The following is a 20,089-nucleotide window of genomic DNA, read 5'->3' on the forward strand; positions in this document are numbered from 1 at the left end:
TGTGATGACTGAAGCAATGCGGTCGAAGGTGCAGTCGCAGCCGACGAGTGCTGTGGCGGTGCTGATCGTGGGGGCTGGTCCGACAGGTCTGACGCTGGCGTGTGAGCTCGCCCGGCGTGGGATCTCCTACCGCTTGGTTGAGAAAGCCCCGGGCCCACAGCCGGGTTCCCGGGGCAAAGGCGTCCAGCCGCGTTCACTCGAAGTCTTCGAAGATCTGGGTGTTGTCGATCGAGTGCTTGCTCATGGCCGAATGGCGATGCCGATACGATCAACGTCTCCCGATGGGCAGGTAACGTCCAGCGGATCTGTCCCGGAGCCTTTGCGAAACCGACCCGATATCCCCTATCCGGCGAGCCTGGTCACCCCCGAGTGGCGAATCGAGGAGACGCTGCGACTGCGCCTGGCGGAGCTGGGCGGTGGAGTCGAGTTCAATACCAGACTGAGCAGCTTCGAGCAGTCGGACGAGTCAGTATCAGCGGACCTCTGGGCAGGCGGTGAGGTTGAGGATGTGACTGCCCGCTGGATGGTGGCCTGCGATGGGGGCCATAGCATCGTGCGGAAGCAGGCCGGGATACCTTTCGACGGTGATACTCGTCCGGAAGTGCGCATGATCGTTGCCGACGTTGAGATTGAAGGCCTTGATCGGCAGGCGTGGCAGATGTGGCCTCATAGCGACGGTGCCCTGAGCCTGTGCCCTCTGCCGTCAACCGAGCTGTTTCAGCTCCAGGCGAGCATCTACCCAGGGCAGGACCCGAAGCTCAATGTCGAGAATCTGCAGGCGATCGTTGACCGACGCTCTGGTGGTGGCATTCGGATACGAACAGTCGCATGGTCGACACTGTGGCGGGCCAATGTTCGTCTCGTCGACCGCTACAACGTCGGCCGAGTCTTCCTCGCCGGCGATGCTGCTCATATTCATTCACCGGCCGGCGGCCAGGGGATGAATACGGGCATCCAAGACGCTCACAACCTCGGCTGGAAGCTCGCAGCGGTTGACCATGGAGCCTCTCCAACTCTGTTAGACAGCTATGAAGAGGAACGGCGGCCAGTTGCAGCCAGAGTGCTCGAACTTTCAGACGCTCGGTTGAATCAGGCACTTCATGAGAAGAGCCTGCCCTCTCGCCGAGAAGAGGCTGCTACTCAACTCGACGTTGGCTATCGCAGCTCTGGGATTGTGTGTGACGACCGTGACGAGACGTATCAATTGCGAGCCGGCGATCGCGCACCTGATGCCGCTGAGCTGGATTCGGTCGACGGCAGCCATCGCCTCTTCGACCTGACAGGTGGTGGGCGCTTTACACTGCTGAACTTCGGGGCCGAACTCTCAGCGGCAAGCTTCCCTCCTGAGATCAGGGTTCTTCGCGTTGTCGACGATCCAACGAAGTCAGAGCAGATCGCAGATATTGGTGGGCATCTCACCGACACCTACGAGGCAGCGGACCACAGTCTGATTCTGATTCGCCCCGATGGCTACATCTCCTTCATCTCTGACACCGGCGACACCTCGACGTTGCCGGAGTGCCTCTCAGCGTGGGGCAAGCCGATTGGTGGGAAAGCTTCGGTGAAGGTGAAGCATCGAACAGCGGGGCATCCTAACGCTGCTGCACAGTTTGGCAAGGGGGTTTCGGCGCAGTCGGGTTGAGCCTATGCTCGCAATTGCGAAGTTTCCTAAAGAGAGGGCAGAGCTCAGATGACCACGCGTGACGAACTCCGTGCCGAAAAGGCACTGCAAGGTATGGAATTTCCTGCTTCGAAGACCCAACTCATTGACCACGCATCGGAGCGTTCAGCGACTCCGAAGACTCTTCAGGCGTTGCACGCCTTGCCTGATCGACAGTTTGAGAACAAGGACGACGTCGTCGATGCGGTGCCACAGGAGCCGGAGGGCGACGCCTCCGGCGGTGTTCATCGCTGATTCGTCACGGTTCGGCTGAGCTGGTGATTACGCTGTCCCAATGTTTCGACAGCGTTGTTGCACAGTTCCGGGACCGACCGTTCATCATCACCGATCATGCATCACTGACGTATGACGCAGGAGTACGAAGCTGAGGTTTCTCGCGGAATTCGTCGCCCGCGGTGACCCACCCGGACTTCGAACCTGCCCCTGTCGGTTCCGACTCTGTCAGCGACATCGTCGTCACCTCAGGGACCACCGGTCTGCCAGATCGGCGCTGCATGGGTCATTCCGGATGGTGATGCTGTCGTGGAGGCGGTTGAGATCCGCGCTTACTGCCGGCACCGTGTCGCCGTGTTCAAGGTGCCGCGATTCGTCTCCGTGGTCAGCGCCGAAAAACTGCCGATGACCACTACGGGGAAGGTGCAGAAGTTCCAACTGGTCGAAGAGCATACCCGGTACCAAGGAACGCAGGCATGAGCTCCGAGAATTGTCGGTGGCCCGCCTTCAGCGGGTGACGACTCTGCCGACGTTGTCACATCCACTTCTTCACCTTGAACACGGTATAGAGGACCACGCCCAGACCGACCATCAGTCCGATGGCCATTGGGTAGCCGAAGGCCCAGTGGAGCTCCGGCATGTCATCGAAGTTCATCCCGTAGATCGCACCGATCAAGGTCGGAGCAAACAGGATCGCTGCCCACCCGGAGATCTTCTTCATGTCTTCGTTCTGGCGTTGGGCGACCAGAGTGGAGTTGACGTTGAGGATCTGCGAAAGGGCTTCGCGCAATTCGGCGGCCTCGGCGAGAACTCGGGTCAGATGGTCGGTGACGTCGTCGAGGTAAGCCTGCAGCTCAGTCGGGATCGCGTACTTCGCGGCACCATTGCTCAGTCGTTGGGTGAGCCGATTGAGGTGGGTGGTCGTATGAAGCACGTCGATGACTTCCTGGCTGAGCAGGTAGATCCTTTCAGCCGCAGCAGTGTCTCCACTGAAGACCTGTCGTTCGATGCCGTCTTTGTCGTCTTGAAGCCCGTCCAACACCGGGAAGTAGGTATCGACCGCCGTGTCGAGGAGGCGGTAGATGAGGGCTTCGGGCCCGAGTGCAAGCAGATCCCTGTCAGAGATCCACTGTCGTTCCTCGCTTGTGAAGTAGGCGGCCATGTCTTCAGCACGGTCCGGGATCGGTGTCCCGTCGATGAACCGATCATCCTGGCAGATGATCACGAGGACGTTGTCCTTCATCAGGAGGTGGAATTCCTTGAACTCGACCTCCTCCGCCGCGTCGATGTAGACCGCTGATTTGACGACGACGAACAGGACATCGTCGTACCGGTCGACCTTGGGGCGCTGATTGGCGTGGAACAGATCGTCAACCAGAACTGGGTGCAGTTCCCACACCGAGGCGATCTCCGCGAGCAGCTCGGGAGTGGACCGAGGGATGACGACCTGAGTGAACGCTGCCGAGGTAGGGGAGTCGTCTGTCGAATCTCGCTTTGAGAGTGCCTCGGCGAAGTCGGAAGAGGCCGATATTTCGTGTGGTTCGCTTCCCACGATCTGGCGACTGAGGAGAATCGGCTTCGGCGGTTCAGCCGTCATGCCAGTGCTGCGGTTGCGCTTGGTGATCGGTTCGGACTTGTGTCTGCGTGCTCGTGCCATCGTGGTTCTTTCGCTCGACTAAGACTCCAACGTAGCTGAGGGCAAAACCGGAGTCGATGGTGCACAGCACGTGGTGTCACTCACTCCTACAAACTCGCATGACCCCGGCATGCACTATCAGGCAGTGACAATCTTCATGGGACCGCCGATTCTCCAATGGGAAGACTGAACCCGAGTAAGAGTGTGTTGATGGCCATCACCTGCGCATAGATGGTCTTGGGCGCAACATCCGGGTGTTTGAGAATATTCGGATTACCGCTGTCCAGCACGCTCAGACTATCTCGAAGGGGATTAATGATCTCCGATGTATATGGGTACTGGGGTGATCTCGACGATGTCACTATCACCGAGTTCAACGCCTCGCCGCGCCGCTCAGATGCGATCCGTCCGACGAGTTCGGTGAAGACTTCTTGCTTCGGCTTGGGGAAGACCCCCTGTGCGGTGAAGTGATAATCGTTTTCGTACTGCTCATACCAACTGTCTGTGACGATCGGATCGACCGAAACGAACTTCCAGCCGTCCGTCAGCCCGTGGTACAGAGCCCCTGTGCCACCCTTGGAAGCGCCGAAGAGAACGACATTGGGTGCTTCGATGCCATGTTCAGCGACCTTGCTTTGTATGAGTCGTCGGATTCTGGAGCTATTGTCTGGCATGAAGCTGGTGTCCAAGTAGAAGGCTCCTTTGACGCCTCCCACATCAGCGACTCGAAGGATTGCTGTATCGCGAGGGACGTACTTCATCAACGTGGCAAAGGACGGGCGGAAATAGCGGATCAGGCGCGGTTTGGAATTGATCGGTGAGAAGATGACGACGAGGCGCGAAATCGTTCCTGACTTCGGGCGTTCGAACTGGTGCACGATCCCATCGTCAGAGACCTGGAACGATTCATCTTTGACGGCAGGCCAGTGGTGCACAATGCGATCATGCCGGATGAACCTGCTCTCGTCTGCAGCGTTGTAGTACAGGGAGAAGCCCAGATTGGTGAGCCGGATCAATAGGTCCTTCGCATCCCGGTTCTTCAACGCCAGCTTCATGAGGTCCTGATCGGGCTTCGCTGCGAGAGATGTGTCGATGCGAAAGTATCGAGGCAAGCCGTCATTTTCAGCAATCATTGCAGGGATGTCGTCGGGGCTCGTCTCAAGAGTCAGCCACAGTATGTTCTGGATCACAGCAAGACGGTACCACCCTCGAATTCAGAGACTTTCCTATTTGAGGGCATGCTGAGCCAGCTTCCTCCAGAAACCGGACAGGCCGTCGAACTTGACCAACTCATCGAACTGCGCGTCGCCCAACACTCGTCGATATTCGCGCTGGTACATCGTCTCGAGAAGCTCGTCTTCTGGTGCAGCTACCGGAGCTTTTCGAGCGAAGGCACCTTTCAGGCGATTCCATGCAGAACTCTTCTCCACTCGTTCCTCGGGCATCTGGGCAATGTCTGTGCCCTGACGAGCTTGTCTTTCCTGTGTGGTCATGATCATTTCAAAATCATTGCGCGCCACGATCGACACAGAAGGATCCAGCTGCCTGATTCGCTCCATCGCGACAGAGTTCGACTTTATAGAATGTGCAACGAAGAGCGTGACATCCCTGTCGCCCGACTTTGCCGCAGTGTCCAAGGCGTTTAGGAAGGTCTGAGTCTTTTTGGTCTTGTCGAGTCGCCCACCCCAGAAGACGGTTGTCGGCCGGGGACGTGCTTCAACCTGTTTGATACCTGAATCGTCGCCAAGCATGAACCAACGAATGGTGCGAAGGGTGGCCTGCCCATCGTCATGAGGACAGAATCTCCCTCTGGCCTGCTGATATCGAGTCGTTGGTTGGTACGGTTCCGAAATCAGACTGGTGACCGTTGAAATCAGTTCGTCAGCGGTTGTGACAATCGGGCCGGGTAGATCACTTTGATCGAGTAGGAGGCCGCGCTCTTCGGCGTATTTTGCATAATCGTAGAGGTAGTGGACGATGGGTTTGCCCGTCGCCAAGAAGTCGAAGAAGATACTCGAATAGTCAGATATCAACAGATCGGCAACTGCAAGAAGTTCGTTCGCAGTCATCTTGGGCGGTGGCACAATGATGTTGCCGTAGTCCACGTTCTTGATGTGGCGAAGCATGATGTGGTGCGCCTGGAAGATGACATTCGCGTTCAGCTTCGCGAGGGCTTCGATATCTCTTTGAAGCTGATCGCCATCGAATCGTGCAGACCCTTTGTTCCCGCGCCATGTCGGTGCGTAGAGGACGGTCTTCTTTGTGGGATCCAAGCCCAGGTTCTCGCGAAGTCGTAGTGCGCTCAGTTCGGACATATTCAACGTCAGATCTTGGCGTGGGTAGCCGATTTCGGCCATAGAACCTGAAAAGACCCCTCTAAGCGAGAACCGAGTCAGCTCCGCCTCGGTCATGTATGGACAAGGAGTCAGAACATGGGTCGCTTGAAGGAGATTGTAGACGCTTCCTGCCGCTCCCAGGGGCGAAGCAGCTGTACGCCCGAGCGTCTTATAGGCGATTCCGTGCCACGTGTTGAGGTATTTCTGGTCGGGTTTGCGAACGAAGTAATCGGGCAGGAGCGAGTTGCCGATGATGTAGCCCGCAAGAGCGAGGAAATAGAGGTGGGCATCAGTGCCCCGAGTGACGAAAGTGACGCGGGGGTTGTCCCTGAACTCATCGGGTATCAGGTCTGCCGACCTGACCGACCATACATGATGGAGACCGCGGAAATCAGGATCACTGTAGAGGTGGAGGAAGAGAGCGTACGGAGAGTCCATCATACGCGCGCCGGACATGCTCTCGTAGAAAACCACATTGGAATTGGTCGGCAGTGAGAGGACGTACTCTGCCTGACGAGTCTTCAATTCCTCTGGGTCCCGAATTTTGTCTTTCCAAAACTCGCGGCCCGTCACGTTGCGGTGCTTCAAAAAACTGTTTGGCGTGGCGGCTTCTTCTACTGACACGTGTGATTCCCTTGGTCATCGCTTCGGACATGGATATGAAGATACGTACCCAGGGGCAGGAGCAAGCGTAAATAGTCGGATAACTTGAGATATCTAGGGGGTGTCTGGCAAGTGTACATTTGCCCTGGCGATACACTACTTGGCGTCTACTGATTACCGAAACTTCGGTGTTCAAGCCCAATACCATGATCGCGGTCACATCTATCGAGTGGAGTAAATTGCAAATAGGACCCCGGACCAAGCGTGTTCTTCTGAACGTCTTTCCTTCGGCAATGTCTGCCTATTTGCGCAAAGAGCGAATCCAATGGTCACGTCAGCTACGCCAGAACAAGAAATCAGTTTCGAGCGCCGTTCGGTCTAGGGCGTTCTCAAAGGCGCTGACCGGACCGCTGAAGCGAGACACTGTTATCTGGGAGTCGTTCTCAGGTAATGGGGCTCTGTGCAACCCGGAGGCACTTTTCCGGCAGATGCTTGAGGACCCACGTTTCGGCAGTTTTCACCATACATGGGTGCTTTCCGAGAAGGCATGGTCGTCACAGTTCCGTACAAAGTTCGCGGGACATCCGCGCGTGAACTTCGTTAAGTATAGGACAACGACCTACTTCGAGAAGCTCGAGAGTAGTCAGTACCTGGTCAACAACGCAACTTTCCCAGCCGAGTTCGTCAAACGACCTGATCAGACTTACGTCAATATGTGGCACGGCACCCCGCTGAAGAAGATGGGCTATGACATCGAGGGCGGTGCAGATGGTGCGAGGAACGTGCTTCGGAATTTCATGTCTGCGGACTATCTGCTGTCCCAGAACGGCTTCATGACCAATCAGATGTATCTGAACGCATACAAGCTGAATAACGTGTATTCAGGTGCAATCATCGAAGAGGGTTACCCACGGTCTGATTGCATGTTCAGGACAGAAGCCGGGGCTGTGGCTAGACAGTCGTTGAAGGACCGCGGGGTCGAGACGGAAGGGAAGAAGGTTCTGCTCTATGCCCCCACATGGCGAGGGGAATCCTTCTACAAACCGAGTGCTGACGCCAGCCGCTTGAAGGCCACTCTGGCAGCACTGCGAGCGAACCCTGAGCTCGACGGTTGGGTCATACTACTCAAGGCTCACCAAGTTATTTTCGATCAGTTGATTGAGGACCCTGAGTTCTCCGATTCCCTGATTCATAACGACGTGCCGGCAAATGAAGCGCTTGCCATCACTGACCTGTTGATCACGGACTATTCGAGCATCTTTGTTGACTATCTGGCCACTGGACGGCCAGTCGCGTTCCACATTCCGGATTCGGACAGTTATGCGAGCGACCGTGGAGTATATCTCGAGACTTCAGAGCTTCCAGGTCCCGTCTCCCGGTCAGTGGAAGAACTCAATGAGAATGTCGCGAAGTTGCGCGACCGGAGCAGTTTCGAAAACGCGTTCCCCGGCGAGGCCGAACGATATGCGAAACTATCAGCAGAACTGACCCCCCGCGACGACGGGGAAGCTGGAAAGCGAGTTCTCGATATCGTCTTCGGTGGTCACGAGTCCGGCTACAACGTCAAACGAGGTTTCAGCGACGGCCGAAAGAAGATCGTAATTTATCTCGGCGGGATGATCACGAACGGGATCACATCATCAGCGTTGAATCTCCTGAACAGCATAGACAACAGCGACTACGACATCACAGCATTCTTCTATCGATCCAATCAGAGGGACCGTAAAGAAAACGCTGCAATGATTCCGAGCCACGTCAGACAGCTGATTCGGGACCCGAGTATTCTCCAGTTGCCTTTGTTGGGCAGTATGCAAGAACTGGACAAGGCTTCGATCGACGACCTGCCAGATAGCGACAAAGCTACAGCTGTCTGGGACTGGGAATGGCGGCGCATCTTCGGCCATGCTGAGTTCGATGCAGCCGTTGATTTCAGTGGATACTCGTCATACTGGACCCGAATCGTGGCACACGCAACGGCGGCAAGGAAGGCAGTTTGGCTCCACAATGACCTCGAAGCTGACGCAGAAAGGGACGTGAATGGAGTCCGTCCTCATTTCCAGAACCTGACTGGAGTCTTCAAGCTCTACCGTGATTTCGACGCCTTGGTCTCAGTTTCTCCGGACCTCAATGAGATCAATCGGACGAACCTCCGCATGTATGCATCCAGCGAAAAGTTCACTAGTGCCCGCAATACGATCAACGTTGAACGGATCAGGTCTGGCAGCGGTGGAACTATGGTCGAGAATCCTGCAGCCGGAGACTATTCGTTGAGGAACCTGGGAGATGCAGTCAAAGCTCTCGGAGAGTACTACTCTTTCGAAGATCTTATCTCCGAGGCCAATCGCCAGCAGAGCCTGTCAAGTTTTGTAGGTGGCGGAGCTGGGACAACATTTGTCACAGTGGGCAGATTGTCGCCCGAAAAGAATCATGCTCGGCTGATTCGTGCGTTTGCTCTGGTCGCCAAGGTGACTCCAGGAGCCAAGCTGGTTGTCATCGGCGAAGGCCCCTTGGAAAAAGAGCTCAAGCAGCTGACGGTCTCCTTGGGTATAACTGGGTCGGTGGAGTTCACCGGTCGACTGCGGAATCCTTACTCGGTGATGTCTGCATGCGATTGTTTTGTCATGTCGAGCGATTATGAAGGGCAGCCAATTGTCATTCTAGAGGCAAGAGTCCTCGGCCTGCCCATAGTGACGACTAGGTTCGGATCGGTGCACAGTGCGATGGAAGGCAGTGGAGGCCTCATTGTCGATACAGATGAGGCAGCACTGGCAGAGGGGATGCAGGCATACCTTGATGGGAAAGTTCATGCCTCACCATTCGATGGTGAGGCCTACAATAAGGAGGTCGTCGACGAATTCACTCGGGTGATATTCGGCTGAGCCTCTTGGTTTCGATCCATTGTTATTGGTGGATTGAAACCAAGTCTCAGTGGCAGCCGAGAAACAGGCCGTGAACACAGCTCATCGCTGGGTGCGGTGATCATAATGACAGGCCATGTTGTATATAAACGGAGAGTCGGCTCAGGGTCTTCGAATCTGCACGTGCACAATGGTTCTATGACAACTCTTCCGGATGACCTCTCGCATCAAGCGATCAAAGGGGTCAACTTCGCTCAGTCGGCGGCGAAGCTTGGAGCCCGAAAATTCCGCGACCGGATTCAGGAATCACGGCTCCCTAGTGATTTCTACCCACAAGCGACGGACGAATTCGTGGCTGCAGCGTGCTTCGGCGTGGGAATGGATTCGGTCTATCAGCTCGAACAGTGGATCTGGCCGTTCGAGCAGTTGGAAGCAGAGCTGAAAGGCTTGGGGTACGGCGATCACCCATTTGGGATCATTGTCCGCAGTCCCATCGTTGCCAAGCATCTGAAGACTGTCACCGATCTCCCGGTTCGGTTCTCGCGTCTGACCAAGGGCCTCGATGAGTTCATGACCTCGTCGTCTCTGAGGGCTGTCTTCTACGTCAATCAGGCGACACCGAACTTCCAGTCACTGCGCTATCCGGGTCCCGCTCACGTTCATCTCAGTCATGGGGAGAGCGAAAAGGTCTCGATGATCTCCAATCAGCTCAAGGCTTATGACTTTGTCTTTACCGCGGGACAAGCAGCACGGGAGCGCATTGAGCGAACACTCTATGGGATGTGCGACGAAAAGATGCTCGATGTCGGGCGTCCTCAGCTCGATCGCCCACGAGCGATCCCGGAGGTGTGGCGTAACTTTTCCGCAGCCGAGCCTGATGGGCAAATAGTGTTCTATGCACCGACGTGGGAGGGGGACTCGCCGTCGATGGCCTACGGAGCAATCGCACACAACGGCGCAAGCATCGTCAACAACCTTCTGAATGCGGGCTATCGAGTGATCTTTCGTCCCCATCAGCGAACTGGGGTCATGAGGAGCGAATATGCGAAGGCTCTCGACACCATTGAGGACATCGTCGAATCTGATCCGAGAGCACTTCTGGACCGAACCTCAGACGTTTCGTGGCAGTTCGACATGGCAGATGTCGCAGTTGCCGAGATGTCCTCGGTGGCGTATGACTGGTTGGCATCGAAGAAGCCGCTCGTCATGATCGAACCCTATAGCTCCGACGCCGAGGTGCTGTCCGGCGGTCTTCTTGATCGTTGCCTCACCCTGCCCGCAGATGACAGCCTGGACATCGTCGATCTCATCGTTGAAGCGGAATCGGCCTGGGACCTCTCCACCGAGCTGGGCCGACGCTATCTGGGCGATACGTCGCCTGGTGCACAGATCTCTCAGTTCGTCGACGCCACTAAAACCGTCATCGAGCGCCGAAACGAAGACCGTCTTCAAAAAGCTGATTCGTGAGGCAAGTTACACATCTGTGACCAAAAGTAACAGACTGGTAAACTGCCGCTGAACTGCTACTCCCATCTGCCTGCCCTCGAGGCACCAAATCGTCTGGAAGGTTCCTTCATGCGACGAGTCATCACATATGGCACGTTTGATCTTCTTCATTATGGCCATATCCGTCTGCTCCAGCGTTGCAAAGAGCAGGGCGACTACCTCGTTGTAGCGCTCTCAAGCGACGAGTTCAATGCTGGTAAGGACAAGAAGTCCTACTTTTCCTATGAGGAACGCAAGCACATGCTTGAGGCGATCCGCTACGTCGACCTCGTGATTCCAGAGGACAACTGGGAACAGAAGGTCACCGATGTCGAAAAGTACCACATCGACACCTTCGTGATGGGTGACGACTGGGAAGGGACGTTCGACTTCCTCAAAGACAAATGTGAAGTCGTCTACCTGCCCCGTACCCCCGAAATTTCAACGACTCGCATCAAGACGGAACTCGGCAAACCCTGACATTTCGGTTACCTGAAGTGCATTGGACACCCCTGTGCCTTCTCAAGAGCAATCGATGTGACCACAGTAGAATGCTTCGAAACGCTATTCACATGCCTTGAAGCAGAGAGGAGCGGGTGTGCCAACACGAGAACCGCAGAGCCACCCGACCCTGGCTGAGCTTCGGGCTAAGGCTCAGCCAATCGAAGTTCGCAGTCGGAAGAATGCTGAGCACTGGAGCGCACAGCTGTACCTCAGGCACATTTCGATCTATTTCACGATGATCCTCGTGCGTACGAGGATCAGTGCCAACGGGGTCACCGGTCTGATGATCCTTGCCGGCTGGTGCATCGCAGCCAGCTTGCTCATCCCAGGGATCTGGGGAGCAATCCTCGCAGTGATTTTTTCTCAGGTCCAGATGTACATCGACTGCTGCGATGGAGAAGTAGCCAGATGGCGTGGCACCAGCGGAGCCAAAGGCGTCTTCCTAGACAAAGTCGGGCACTACACCACGGAAGGCCTGGTAGCCGTGGCTCTGGGTGTGCGAGCGGTGGGGGAGTGGGACAACCTCAGCGATGATCCCGCCGGAACATACCCCTACTTGTTGGCCGGAACTGTCCTCGCTGGTTTCGTCCTGCTTAACAAAGCACTCAACGACATGGTTCACGTCTCCAGAGCATTCAACGGTCTGGACAAACTCGCGGACTCGCAAGCGGCAACCGCGCTGAACCCAGGTTTTGTAGCGAAGCTCAAAAGAGCTGCCCGTTTCGTACCGTTCCATCGCATCTACCATTCCGTGGAGATGTCGCTCCTCGCTCTGGCAGCGAGCATCGCGACGCTTATTGCAGCGTCAGCTGGCGCGGCTCCGCTCTTCGGCGAACGTTGGCTCGTTCTGATACTGGCACCGTTGTGCCTACTGTCGGTCATCGGGCACTTCATGTCGATCATGGCCTCGAGGAGACTGTCATGACTGATTCTTCCCGTATTCTTTCCCAGAGATTCGAAGAGAGCCGCAAATACTCATTTGGTGTTGTCGTGCTCTCCCAAGGGAAGCGACTGCACGACCTCAACCGCGGGTTCGAATCTCTGCTGGCGCAGAAGGGTGTCGATCTCGACGTTGTGTGTGTAGGCAATGGATGGGAGCCCGAAGGGATCCCTGCCGAGGTCAAAACTCTGGGACTGCCGGAGAACTTGGGGATCCCTGCCGGGCGCAACGCTGGAGTTCCACACGTCAAGGGCGAATTCCTGTTCTTCCTCGATGACGATGCATGGTTGCCCGACGACACCACTCTGATGCGCATGGCTCAGCTGATGCGCACGAAACCGAGAATCGGTCTGATCCAACCTAGAGTCGAGGAACCGGGTGGGCCGGATGCTCCGAAACGGTGGATCCCCCGTTTGAAGAAGGGCGAAGCCGAGCACTCCTCCAACGTCTTCTCAGTCTGGGAAGGTGCCGTCTGCATGCAGCGGACGGCATTCGACGAGTGTGGCGGCTGGCCGGGACCGTTCTGGTACGCCCACGAAGGAATCGAACTCGCCTGGAGAGTGTGGGACGCCGGCTACATAGTCTGGTACATGGGTGACCTGGCTGTGGCACACCCTGTGATCGATCCCAGACGCCATGACGAATACTTCTACATGAATGCACGGAACCGTGTCTGGCTGGCTCGACGTAACTTACCGTGGCCCTTCAGCTGGGCCTACGTCGGTTCGTGGACACTGATGCAGTGTTTGAAATGGGCGAACAAGCCACACCAGCTCCAAGCTTGGATGGAAGGGTGGCGCGCAGGCTGGAAGCTCGATCCGTGGGCAGAGGATGAGGACCGACAGAAACTCTCGAAACGGGGCGTGTTGAGGATGACTCGACACGGACGTCCTCCCATCATCTGAGCGGAAGACCGCTCTGCCGACCACAGGAACGACAGCGACCGCAGCCGGGTCTGATCAAACCGGCTGAGAATTGTTTTGGAAGCGACACATGCAGCTGGCAACCACCGACGCTGAATCATCCCCGAGCTCGGCTCCTAAGCCGAAGAGCTCGGGATTCCGTGCTGATATTCAAGGGCTGAGGGCCTTAGCAGTCGGCATCGTTCTCCTCTACCACCTGTGGCCGAATCGCTTTGTCGGTGGATTCATCGGCGTCGACGTCTTCTTCGTCATCTCCGGTTTCCTCATCACCAGCCATTTGATCAAGTCTCCGCCGAAGAACTGGCGAGACGTGACAGACTTCTGGGCGAGACGGATTCGCCGACTTCTGCCGGCTTCCCTGCTCGTACTCCTCTTCGTTGGAGTCTTGACGTATCTTGTGGCTCCCCAGTCGATCTGGGTCGATACAGGACGGCAGATCTTCTCCGCCGCGATATACGTGGTCAACTGGGACTTCGCGAGCTCCAGCGTCGACTACCTTGCGGCTGACAATGCTCCATCTCCGATACAGCACTTCTGGTCGCTGTCTGTCGAAGAGCAGTTCTACTTTGTATGGCCCATAATCATCGGACTCGCATTCCTGATCGGGATGAAGGCGAAACGCCCCAAACAAGTTGTCGGCTTCACCATTGTCGGCGTCTTCGCTGCTTCGCTCATCTTCTCGATCTGGTTCACGATCGTGCAGCCAGCGATGGCCTACTTCATCACTCCGACTCGCATGTGGGAGATGGCGACTGGTGGGCTCGTGGCGGTGTTCGTCAGCTATATTCGTCCGAAACGGCTCCCGTTCAGCTCACTGATCGGGTGGGTCGGACTGGCAGGGATCGTCGCAGGCACATTCCTCATCCGTGCGGACATGCCGTTCCCCGGCTATATCGCTCTTGTTCCAGTAGTCTCCACCGCGCTTGTGATCGTCGCTGATTCTCGCGGCCGATTCTCCGTGCTCCCTCTCTTATCGTTGCGGCCCGCACAGTTCCTGGGCGACATCTCGTATTCCGTCTATCTATGGCACTGGCCACTTATCGTCCTTGTTCCATATTTGTCCGAGAAGCTGGGCACCACGGAGAACCTTGGCCGTTTGGATAAGGCCGTAATCATCCTCTTTTCACTCATTGTCGCGTGGGCGTCCACGACGTGGGTAGAGAATCGCTTCCGGAAAACCTCACTCCTGCGCAGCCCGAGAAGGACTTTTGGCTTCGCGATCGTGGCTATGGCACTCGTCGCCACACTTGGTCTGAGCCAGATGTGGGTCTCGGACCGGATCGTCGCAACGAACAAGGCCAACCTGCAATCCGCGCTGGCTGACCCCGACTCCTGTCTGGGCGCCGCAGCATTGCTGCCGAGCGCGAAGGACAACCCGAAGTGTGATGACACGGATTCCTTGTTGATGGAGCCGGCTGCCGCTAAGAACGACAAATCAAAGGCGTACGCAGACGGGTGCTGGTCGAGCGAACCCTACACGGATCGACCAGAATGCACGTATGGCGACGGCGAGAAGCAGGTCGCTCTGGTCGGCAATTCACATGCGGGCCACTGGCTGCCAGCACTGGAGAGACTGGCTGACAAAAACGATTGGACCATCACGACCTTCCTGGCCTCGAACTGCAGCATTTCGACCCTTCCGCAGGACCTGGGCACTCCAGAGGGCATCAAAGGTTGTCAGGACTATTCCGACTGGGTTGTCGATCGCACCACGTCGGGCGGATTCGACGCTGTGGTTACCTCGGAACGGCAGTCAACACCGTTGGAGGGAATGACTTGGGAAGAAACCGAGAAGAAGGCTCCAGAAGGACATAAGGAAATACTGGAGCGCTGGACGGACGCCAAACTGGACGTTGTTGTCATCAGAGACATCCCTTATCCGGGAGGAGACGATATCCAGGTGCCTGATTGCGTTGCCACGCATGAGGATGAGCTCGAAGAATGCTCTGGAACTCCGAAATCTTGGTACTGGATGGATCCTCTCGCAGAATCGGCGAAGGAGGTCGACTCGGAGCATATGTCGATCATCTACCCGGAAGATTGGTTCTGTCCGGATGGTCGATGTGAACCGGTCATCGGGGGAGTTATCACCTATTTCGATACTGCTCACATCACGGCCACGTACGCTAAGACCCTTGCACCTCTACTCAACGACAAGCTGCGCCACACTGGGCTGGGCACTTTCGACTGACCGACAAAAGGCTCGAAGATTGACCGATTGAACAGACGACTTCGATACCGTGAAATCAAGGGCCAGCGACTACCGACAGATCACCGACACCTCTGCAAAGGACTAGGCGAGTGACCAATCAGCGAAACGCAACTGACAGGCTAATCAGCAAGGGCCGAGAGCTGGTGAAACCCGTGATTCACGGCATCGCTCGTCGTGCTCTCCCCACAGTTGAACGGGCGTCGGGAACGAGATATGTGCGAGAGCGCAATGCCACCAGTGGCAAAGGAAAAGCACAACCCGTCGGCAGCGCAAAGAAGATCTCAGCAGACACAGCGCGTTCCTACCGGGATCTGGCGACGGCACTCAAAGGTCATACGGCTGCGGACGTCGATGGGTGGACTGTCGCACCGACCAAGAAGGAAACCGAAGCTAAACTGCGGGAGCTCCAACGGATGCAAGCGGGCTCGACACTGGCCGAATCGTTGATCAGTGGCTCGTCACTAGAGACCTCGATGGTCGAGTCCGGTCGAGCCCTGATTGATGCGGGACACCATGGAGGGGTCGTGTCCATCGGTTTGAATCTGCGGGGCCGTACTGAGCACAGTCAGATCGGTCGAACACTGTTGGGCATGTCATACCACCGTGCATCAGACCCCTCAGCTGCGTGGGCAGAGTTCGAGCGTGTGAACGAACGAGAACTAATTACTGCAGCTGCCGTGGAGTACTATCCGACTGCCATCGACACACTCGGAGCTGAAGCACTGCCGCTCATCGAGCGTTCGAATCACAGCGGCGATACTGAACAGTGGAGTTCCAAGGCTGTCCTGCGTACCGCCGAATCTGCGTTCTGCATCGACGCCTTCGACCACGTTCGGACCCTCGTCGAAGACCGTCTCTCGTGGGGCGCCGACAAATTGGACGCCGCCATTCACTACGAGCTCACACGTATGCGTGACTGGCTCCCAGGCGGAACGCATCTGGAACCACTTCCGACGACCGCAGGAAAGCGAAACTTCGGTGTGCTCAGCTATGACCAGCCAGGAATCCGCTCACGCAACATCGGTGACTATATCCAGACGGTCGCCTCAATTGGACACCTGCTGAGATATGAGAACCTCAGTTTCACAGGTGACAGCGGTCTTACTCAACTGTTCGCGAAGCTGCGAGAAACGGTCAAAGCAGAGAGAAAATACTCGGGCCCTGAGGCTGAACTCAATCTGGTCGAGGTCTACCGTGATGGCAACGTCTACCAAGACATCCCGGAAGACACTTGGTACATCGCCTTCGGGTGGTACATGCATGACATCTTCGGCAAGTCCTTCAACATCCCGTTCCACCCAAATCTCCGTCCCATCCTGTTGTCGGTCTTTGTCCGATATCCCGAGATGCTCACGCCCGATGCCATCGCGTACCTGAAGAAATACGGACCGGTCGGGTGCCGTGACTGGCAGTCGGTAGCGCTATTGCGTGCCGTTGGGGTTCCCGCCTTCTTCTCAGGTTGCCTGACCACGACCGTTGACACTCTCTTTCCAGCCCCACACCCCGACCTGCGATCAGGAACACTGCTCGTTGACTGGATGAAGGGCGGCAAAGGACCGAAGAAGAAGCAGACTGTCACAGCGATCCGCGACAAGTCGTTCCCCGAAAACCTCGAACTAGCGCGAAGCTGGGTAGGCGACTATGCGTACAAATACTCGCGCGTGTTGACTTCCCGCCTGCACGCCAACCTCCCCGCGCGATCAGTGGGCGCCGAGGTGCAGTTCGAGCCCAAGAACAAATCAGACTCCCGGTTCGGGGGCCTCTACGGAATCAACGACGCCGAATTCGACTCGATTCGCACCGGAATCCTCGACAAACTTGCCGTAATCATCCCGCTCATCGCCTCGGGGGCCTCGGAGGACACGATCTACGCCAAATGGATCGAAATCACAGAAGCCGATATGGCCGTCGCAGATAAATACTTGGCCACGGCGCATCTGCCAGACGTCGCAAACACGGAAATTGCCTCGGCAGTCGATAAGGTCGAGTGTCCCACGCCGACGAGCGGAACGACAGATGTCTATGTTTCCGTGAATAGCGGTGAGAGCCACCTCGTCGGTGCGCTTGTCTCGTCCATCGAAGACCATGCCGCCAGCTCCTATCGACTGTGGGTGGCATCTGGCGCTCTTGGCGCGAAACAGGTTGACGCTATCCAGGAGAGACTGACCAACGGCACCATCAACGTCCTTGAACCGGTGACGTTTCCAGGCATTCGGGAGTCGGACGACCTGGTCCAGGCTCTATTGCCAGCGATCTTTGCTGATCATGACAGAATCGTCGTCCTCCCAGCAGCAGGGGAGGTTTCCGCCGATATCACGGAACTGTCAAAGACAGAACTGGGCACGTCCTTCCTCGGCGCGAAGAGGGATGTGAGGAAGACCCGGACCAGCGGTCTCACGCTCATGCGGCGGATAGCCAGTGCATTCAAGGAAGATCACAAGGGAGCCCTGGACTTCGTCTTCGCCAGCCACAGTCATCTCGACAAAGATTTCATTGTCTTTGATCCCCAGGTTGCGGTGCTCAACCTTGCTCGACTCCGTTCCGAAGGCGTCGTGGAGCGTGTCCTCGGACTATTGAAGACAGTCGGAATCAACTATGTCGATTCGCTGCAGGTCGCAATACGAGGCTGCTACACGGAACTCGGCACTGAGTGGAACGTACGCGCGCACTGGGAAACATCGGACAGCCCGAAGATCGTGAACTGGAGAGGGCAGCTTCGCCATCACGGACATATGGCGCTCGTACCGTGAAACCAGCCATGCTCGGAAAACACCTCGGCGGGATTGAGGAAGGACACCAACGTTGAAACCCATTTCTCGATTGCTGCGCAAGGACGTTGACCACGATCACTTTGCGATTGGTCCTGTGGCGGGGTTCGACACCGATGCGCTACATGTCTACAACGCCATCTGGGGTATTCCCGATTCGATCGGGGGAATGACAACCGCTGCGTTGCGTCGAATCCGCAGTTTTCAGAAATACGGCAGTCCTCTGTCGCAGACGCTGCTGACATTCAGTCCGAGAATGGACGTGGACGCGACGCGGACCCGGCTCATCTCCGAAGGACGGATGGATGAATCCGTCGAGTTGGTGAACATCTGGCAGGACTTGAGAGGCAGATCTGACGTCGAACTCGCCGCGTTGGGTGGAAAGACGCCGACGGATCCCGTGCCCGAAGTCGACGGGGAAGTCGAGAGCATCACCGAGTTCTACGATGTCTTTCGCAATTCGAGTTCTACGGGAGTCGTTCGTCGCAATTATCTGCGTCCCGACAACACTCTGCTGCTCACTGATGTTCACGATCCGAAGCTCGGGCGCCGTTTCGTCCTCTATTCGGCAGGCGGCAATCCGATCGCCGAATGGAATCGCCCCCGAGACTTTTACAATGCCTGGATCACGGCGACGATCACGGAAGAGCCCTCAGTCCTCATCGTCGATGACAAGAAGATCAGCGAATTCATCCATGAAATCACTGAGAGAACATTTGCTCTCATCCTCTTCTTGCACGGAACCCATCTTCGTCACCCCTGGAATGGTGCTCACGGAGAGTTCCTTCCTCGCAGAGTTGAGACAATGCGCAATTTCGACCGGTTCGATGCGGTCGGTGTGCAGACCAAGCAACAAGCCGATGCGATAGCTGCGAAGGGTATCTCCGGAGCCAATATCAAGCTGCTCACCGGAGAATTGCCGGTGGGGTCAGTGCAGGACGAGGCCCAAGCTGACCGCTCGACGAACAATGCTGTGATGATCGCCAACCTGATTCCGCTCAAACGTGTGGATCATGCGATACGTGTAGTGTCGTTGCTGAAGGGCAGGGGAGTGGACGTGTCCCTGACCGTGCTGGGAGAAGGTACCGAGCGTGAGAAGCTTGAACACCTGATTGCGGACCTCGGCGTCGAAGATCGGGTTCGGCTTCCGGGGTATGTCAATGATGTACCAGCACGCCTCCAGTCTGCATCCTTCTCGATGCTGACAAGTACCAGCGAAGGCCTGCCCCTGGCGATGATGGAGTCGATGGGTGCTGGTTGCGTCCCCATTGTCTACGACATCACCTATGGGCCCAGAGATCTGGTGATTCAGGGCCAGAACGGCTTCATCACGCCACTAGGTGACATCGAAGCGTTGGCCACTCAGATTGAGGAGTTCGTGGGCCTCGGATCGGAGCGAGTAACCACGATGCGGGAGGCCGCAAAAGAGACTGTCAAACAATATCTTCCAGAGGCCGGCTACCGGCGCTGGAAAACAGTCTTGGAAGGCCTGAGCCCTGTATTGCTTCCGAACGTCGACCCGCGAGAAAGCGGTCAAGCGATCAGTGCGAAGAGCTTGAGGGTCGCACCCACTGTTGATGGAGCACGAATCGAGCTGGAGCTCAGTCAGACTCACGAATCGATTGCGGCCTCCCTGCAGCTGGTTCTCGCCGCACGAAAGAAGAACACATACTTTCTATGCACCGATCCGTCGATCAAGCGTCGGCCTTTCGGCCGCGGCGCGATCATTACCTTCGACATTGACGAAGGCAAGTTCTCCGAATCGAAGGACGAGACCTTCGACGTCTACCTCCGGCGACCACATGATCCGTGGAATGGGAAACGCAGAATTCGTCCTTTAAAGAGCTACACGGCGGAAAGCACCGGCCGACGAGAGTGGTATTCGACAAGACTCGGCAACCTGTCCGTTCGTCGACTGGCAATGGTCTGA

At 56.5% G+C, this 20,089-nt stretch carries 14 protein-coding genes; 11 read left to right on the forward strand and 3 right to left on the reverse strand.

Annotated elements, in window-relative coordinates:
• The first annotated feature begins 4 nt into the window (after positions 1-4).
• The 3 genes from BSP239C_RS17785 (at position 5) to BSP239C_RS17795 (ending at position 2,374) form a co-directional block, all read left to right on the forward strand.
• Positions 5-1,642, forward strand: coding sequence for an FAD-dependent oxidoreductase (locus BSP239C_RS17785; RefSeq protein ID WP_219618926.1), 1,638 nt, complete (start codon positions 5-7; stop codon positions 1,640-1,642).
• Positions 1,643-1,690: 48 nt separating this feature from the next.
• Positions 1,691-1,915, forward strand: a complete 225-nt coding sequence (locus BSP239C_RS17790; protein ID WP_101574688.1) for a DUF2795 domain-containing protein — start codon at positions 1,691-1,693, stop codon at positions 1,913-1,915.
• A gap of 249 nt (positions 1,916-2,164) precedes the next feature.
• Positions 2,165-2,374 carry an AMP-binding enzyme gene (locus BSP239C_RS17795; RefSeq protein ID WP_257930274.1) on the forward strand — a complete coding sequence of 70 codons (210 nt, stop codon included), beginning with the start codon at positions 2,165-2,167 and terminating at the stop codon, positions 2,372-2,374.
• A gap of 55 nt (positions 2,375-2,429) precedes the next feature.
• Here BSP239C_RS17795 and BSP239C_RS17800 read toward each other — a convergent pair whose 3' ends face one another.
• From BSP239C_RS17800 to BSP239C_RS17810, 3 genes are all read right to left on the reverse strand, one after another.
• Positions 2,430-3,551 carry a magnesium and cobalt transport protein CorA gene (locus tag BSP239C_RS17800; RefSeq protein ID WP_101574690.1) on the reverse strand — a complete coding sequence of 374 codons (1,122 nt, stop codon included), beginning with the start codon at positions 3,549-3,551 and terminating at the stop codon, positions 2,430-2,432.
• A gap of 134 nt (positions 3,552-3,685) precedes the next feature.
• Positions 3,686-4,585 (reverse strand): XcbB/CpsF family capsular polysaccharide biosynthesis protein, encoded by a 900-nt coding sequence (locus BSP239C_RS17805; protein ID WP_101574707.1) that lies wholly within the window; start codon positions 4,583-4,585, stop codon positions 3,686-3,688.
• A 171-nt stretch (positions 4,586-4,756) separates the two neighbouring features.
• Complete coding sequence (locus tag BSP239C_RS17810) at positions 4,757-6,490, reverse strand: CDP-glycerol glycerophosphotransferase family protein (RefSeq protein ID WP_145997490.1); 1,734 nt, start codon at positions 6,488-6,490, stop codon at positions 4,757-4,759.
• Positions 6,491-6,657: 167 nt separating this feature from the next.
• Here BSP239C_RS17810 and BSP239C_RS17815 point away from each other — a divergent pair, with 167 nt between their 5' ends.
• From BSP239C_RS17815 to BSP239C_RS17850, 8 genes are all read left to right on the forward strand, one after another.
• On the forward strand, positions 6,658-9,348 hold the full coding sequence (locus BSP239C_RS17815; RefSeq protein WP_101574692.1) for a glycosyltransferase: 2,691 nt from the start codon (positions 6,658-6,660) through the stop codon (positions 9,346-9,348).
• Positions 9,349-9,525: 177 nt separating this feature from the next.
• A complete protein-coding gene (locus BSP239C_RS17820; protein ID WP_101574693.1) occupies positions 9,526-10,794 on the forward strand; it encodes a CDP-glycerol glycerophosphotransferase family protein in 1,269 nt (422 codons plus the stop codon).
• 108 nt (positions 10,795-10,902) lie between these two features.
• Complete coding sequence (gene tagD, locus BSP239C_RS17825) at positions 10,903-11,292, forward strand: glycerol-3-phosphate cytidylyltransferase (RefSeq protein ID WP_101574694.1); 390 nt, start codon at positions 10,903-10,905, stop codon at positions 11,290-11,292.
• Positions 11,293-11,410: 118 nt separating this feature from the next.
• Positions 11,411-12,241, forward strand: coding sequence for a CDP-alcohol phosphatidyltransferase family protein (locus tag BSP239C_RS17830; RefSeq protein ID WP_257930272.1), 831 nt, complete (start codon positions 11,411-11,413; stop codon positions 12,239-12,241).
• Positions 12,238-13,161 (forward strand): glycosyltransferase family 2 protein, encoded by a 924-nt coding sequence (locus tag BSP239C_RS17835; RefSeq protein ID WP_101574695.1) that lies wholly within the window; start codon positions 12,238-12,240, stop codon positions 13,159-13,161. Before BSP239C_RS17830 ends, BSP239C_RS17835 begins: the two co-directional genes overlap by 4 nt.
• Before the next feature lie 88 nt (positions 13,162-13,249).
• On the forward strand, positions 13,250-15,370 hold the full coding sequence (locus BSP239C_RS17840; RefSeq protein ID WP_101574696.1) for an acyltransferase family protein: 2,121 nt from the start codon (positions 13,250-13,252) through the stop codon (positions 15,368-15,370).
• Positions 15,371-15,606: 236 nt separating this feature from the next.
• Positions 15,607-18,141: a hypothetical protein gene (locus tag BSP239C_RS17845; RefSeq protein WP_145997491.1), complete on the forward strand. Its 2,535-nt coding sequence runs from the start codon at positions 15,607-15,609 to the stop codon at positions 18,139-18,141.
• 52 nt (positions 18,142-18,193) lie between these two features.
• A complete protein-coding gene (locus BSP239C_RS17850) occupies positions 18,194-20,089 on the forward strand; it encodes a glycosyltransferase (protein WP_145997492.1) in 1,896 nt (631 codons plus the stop codon).

Source organism: Brevibacterium sp. 239c (assembly GCF_900169365.1).
Lineage (GTDB): Bacteria > Actinomycetota > Actinomycetes > Actinomycetales > Brevibacteriaceae > Brevibacterium.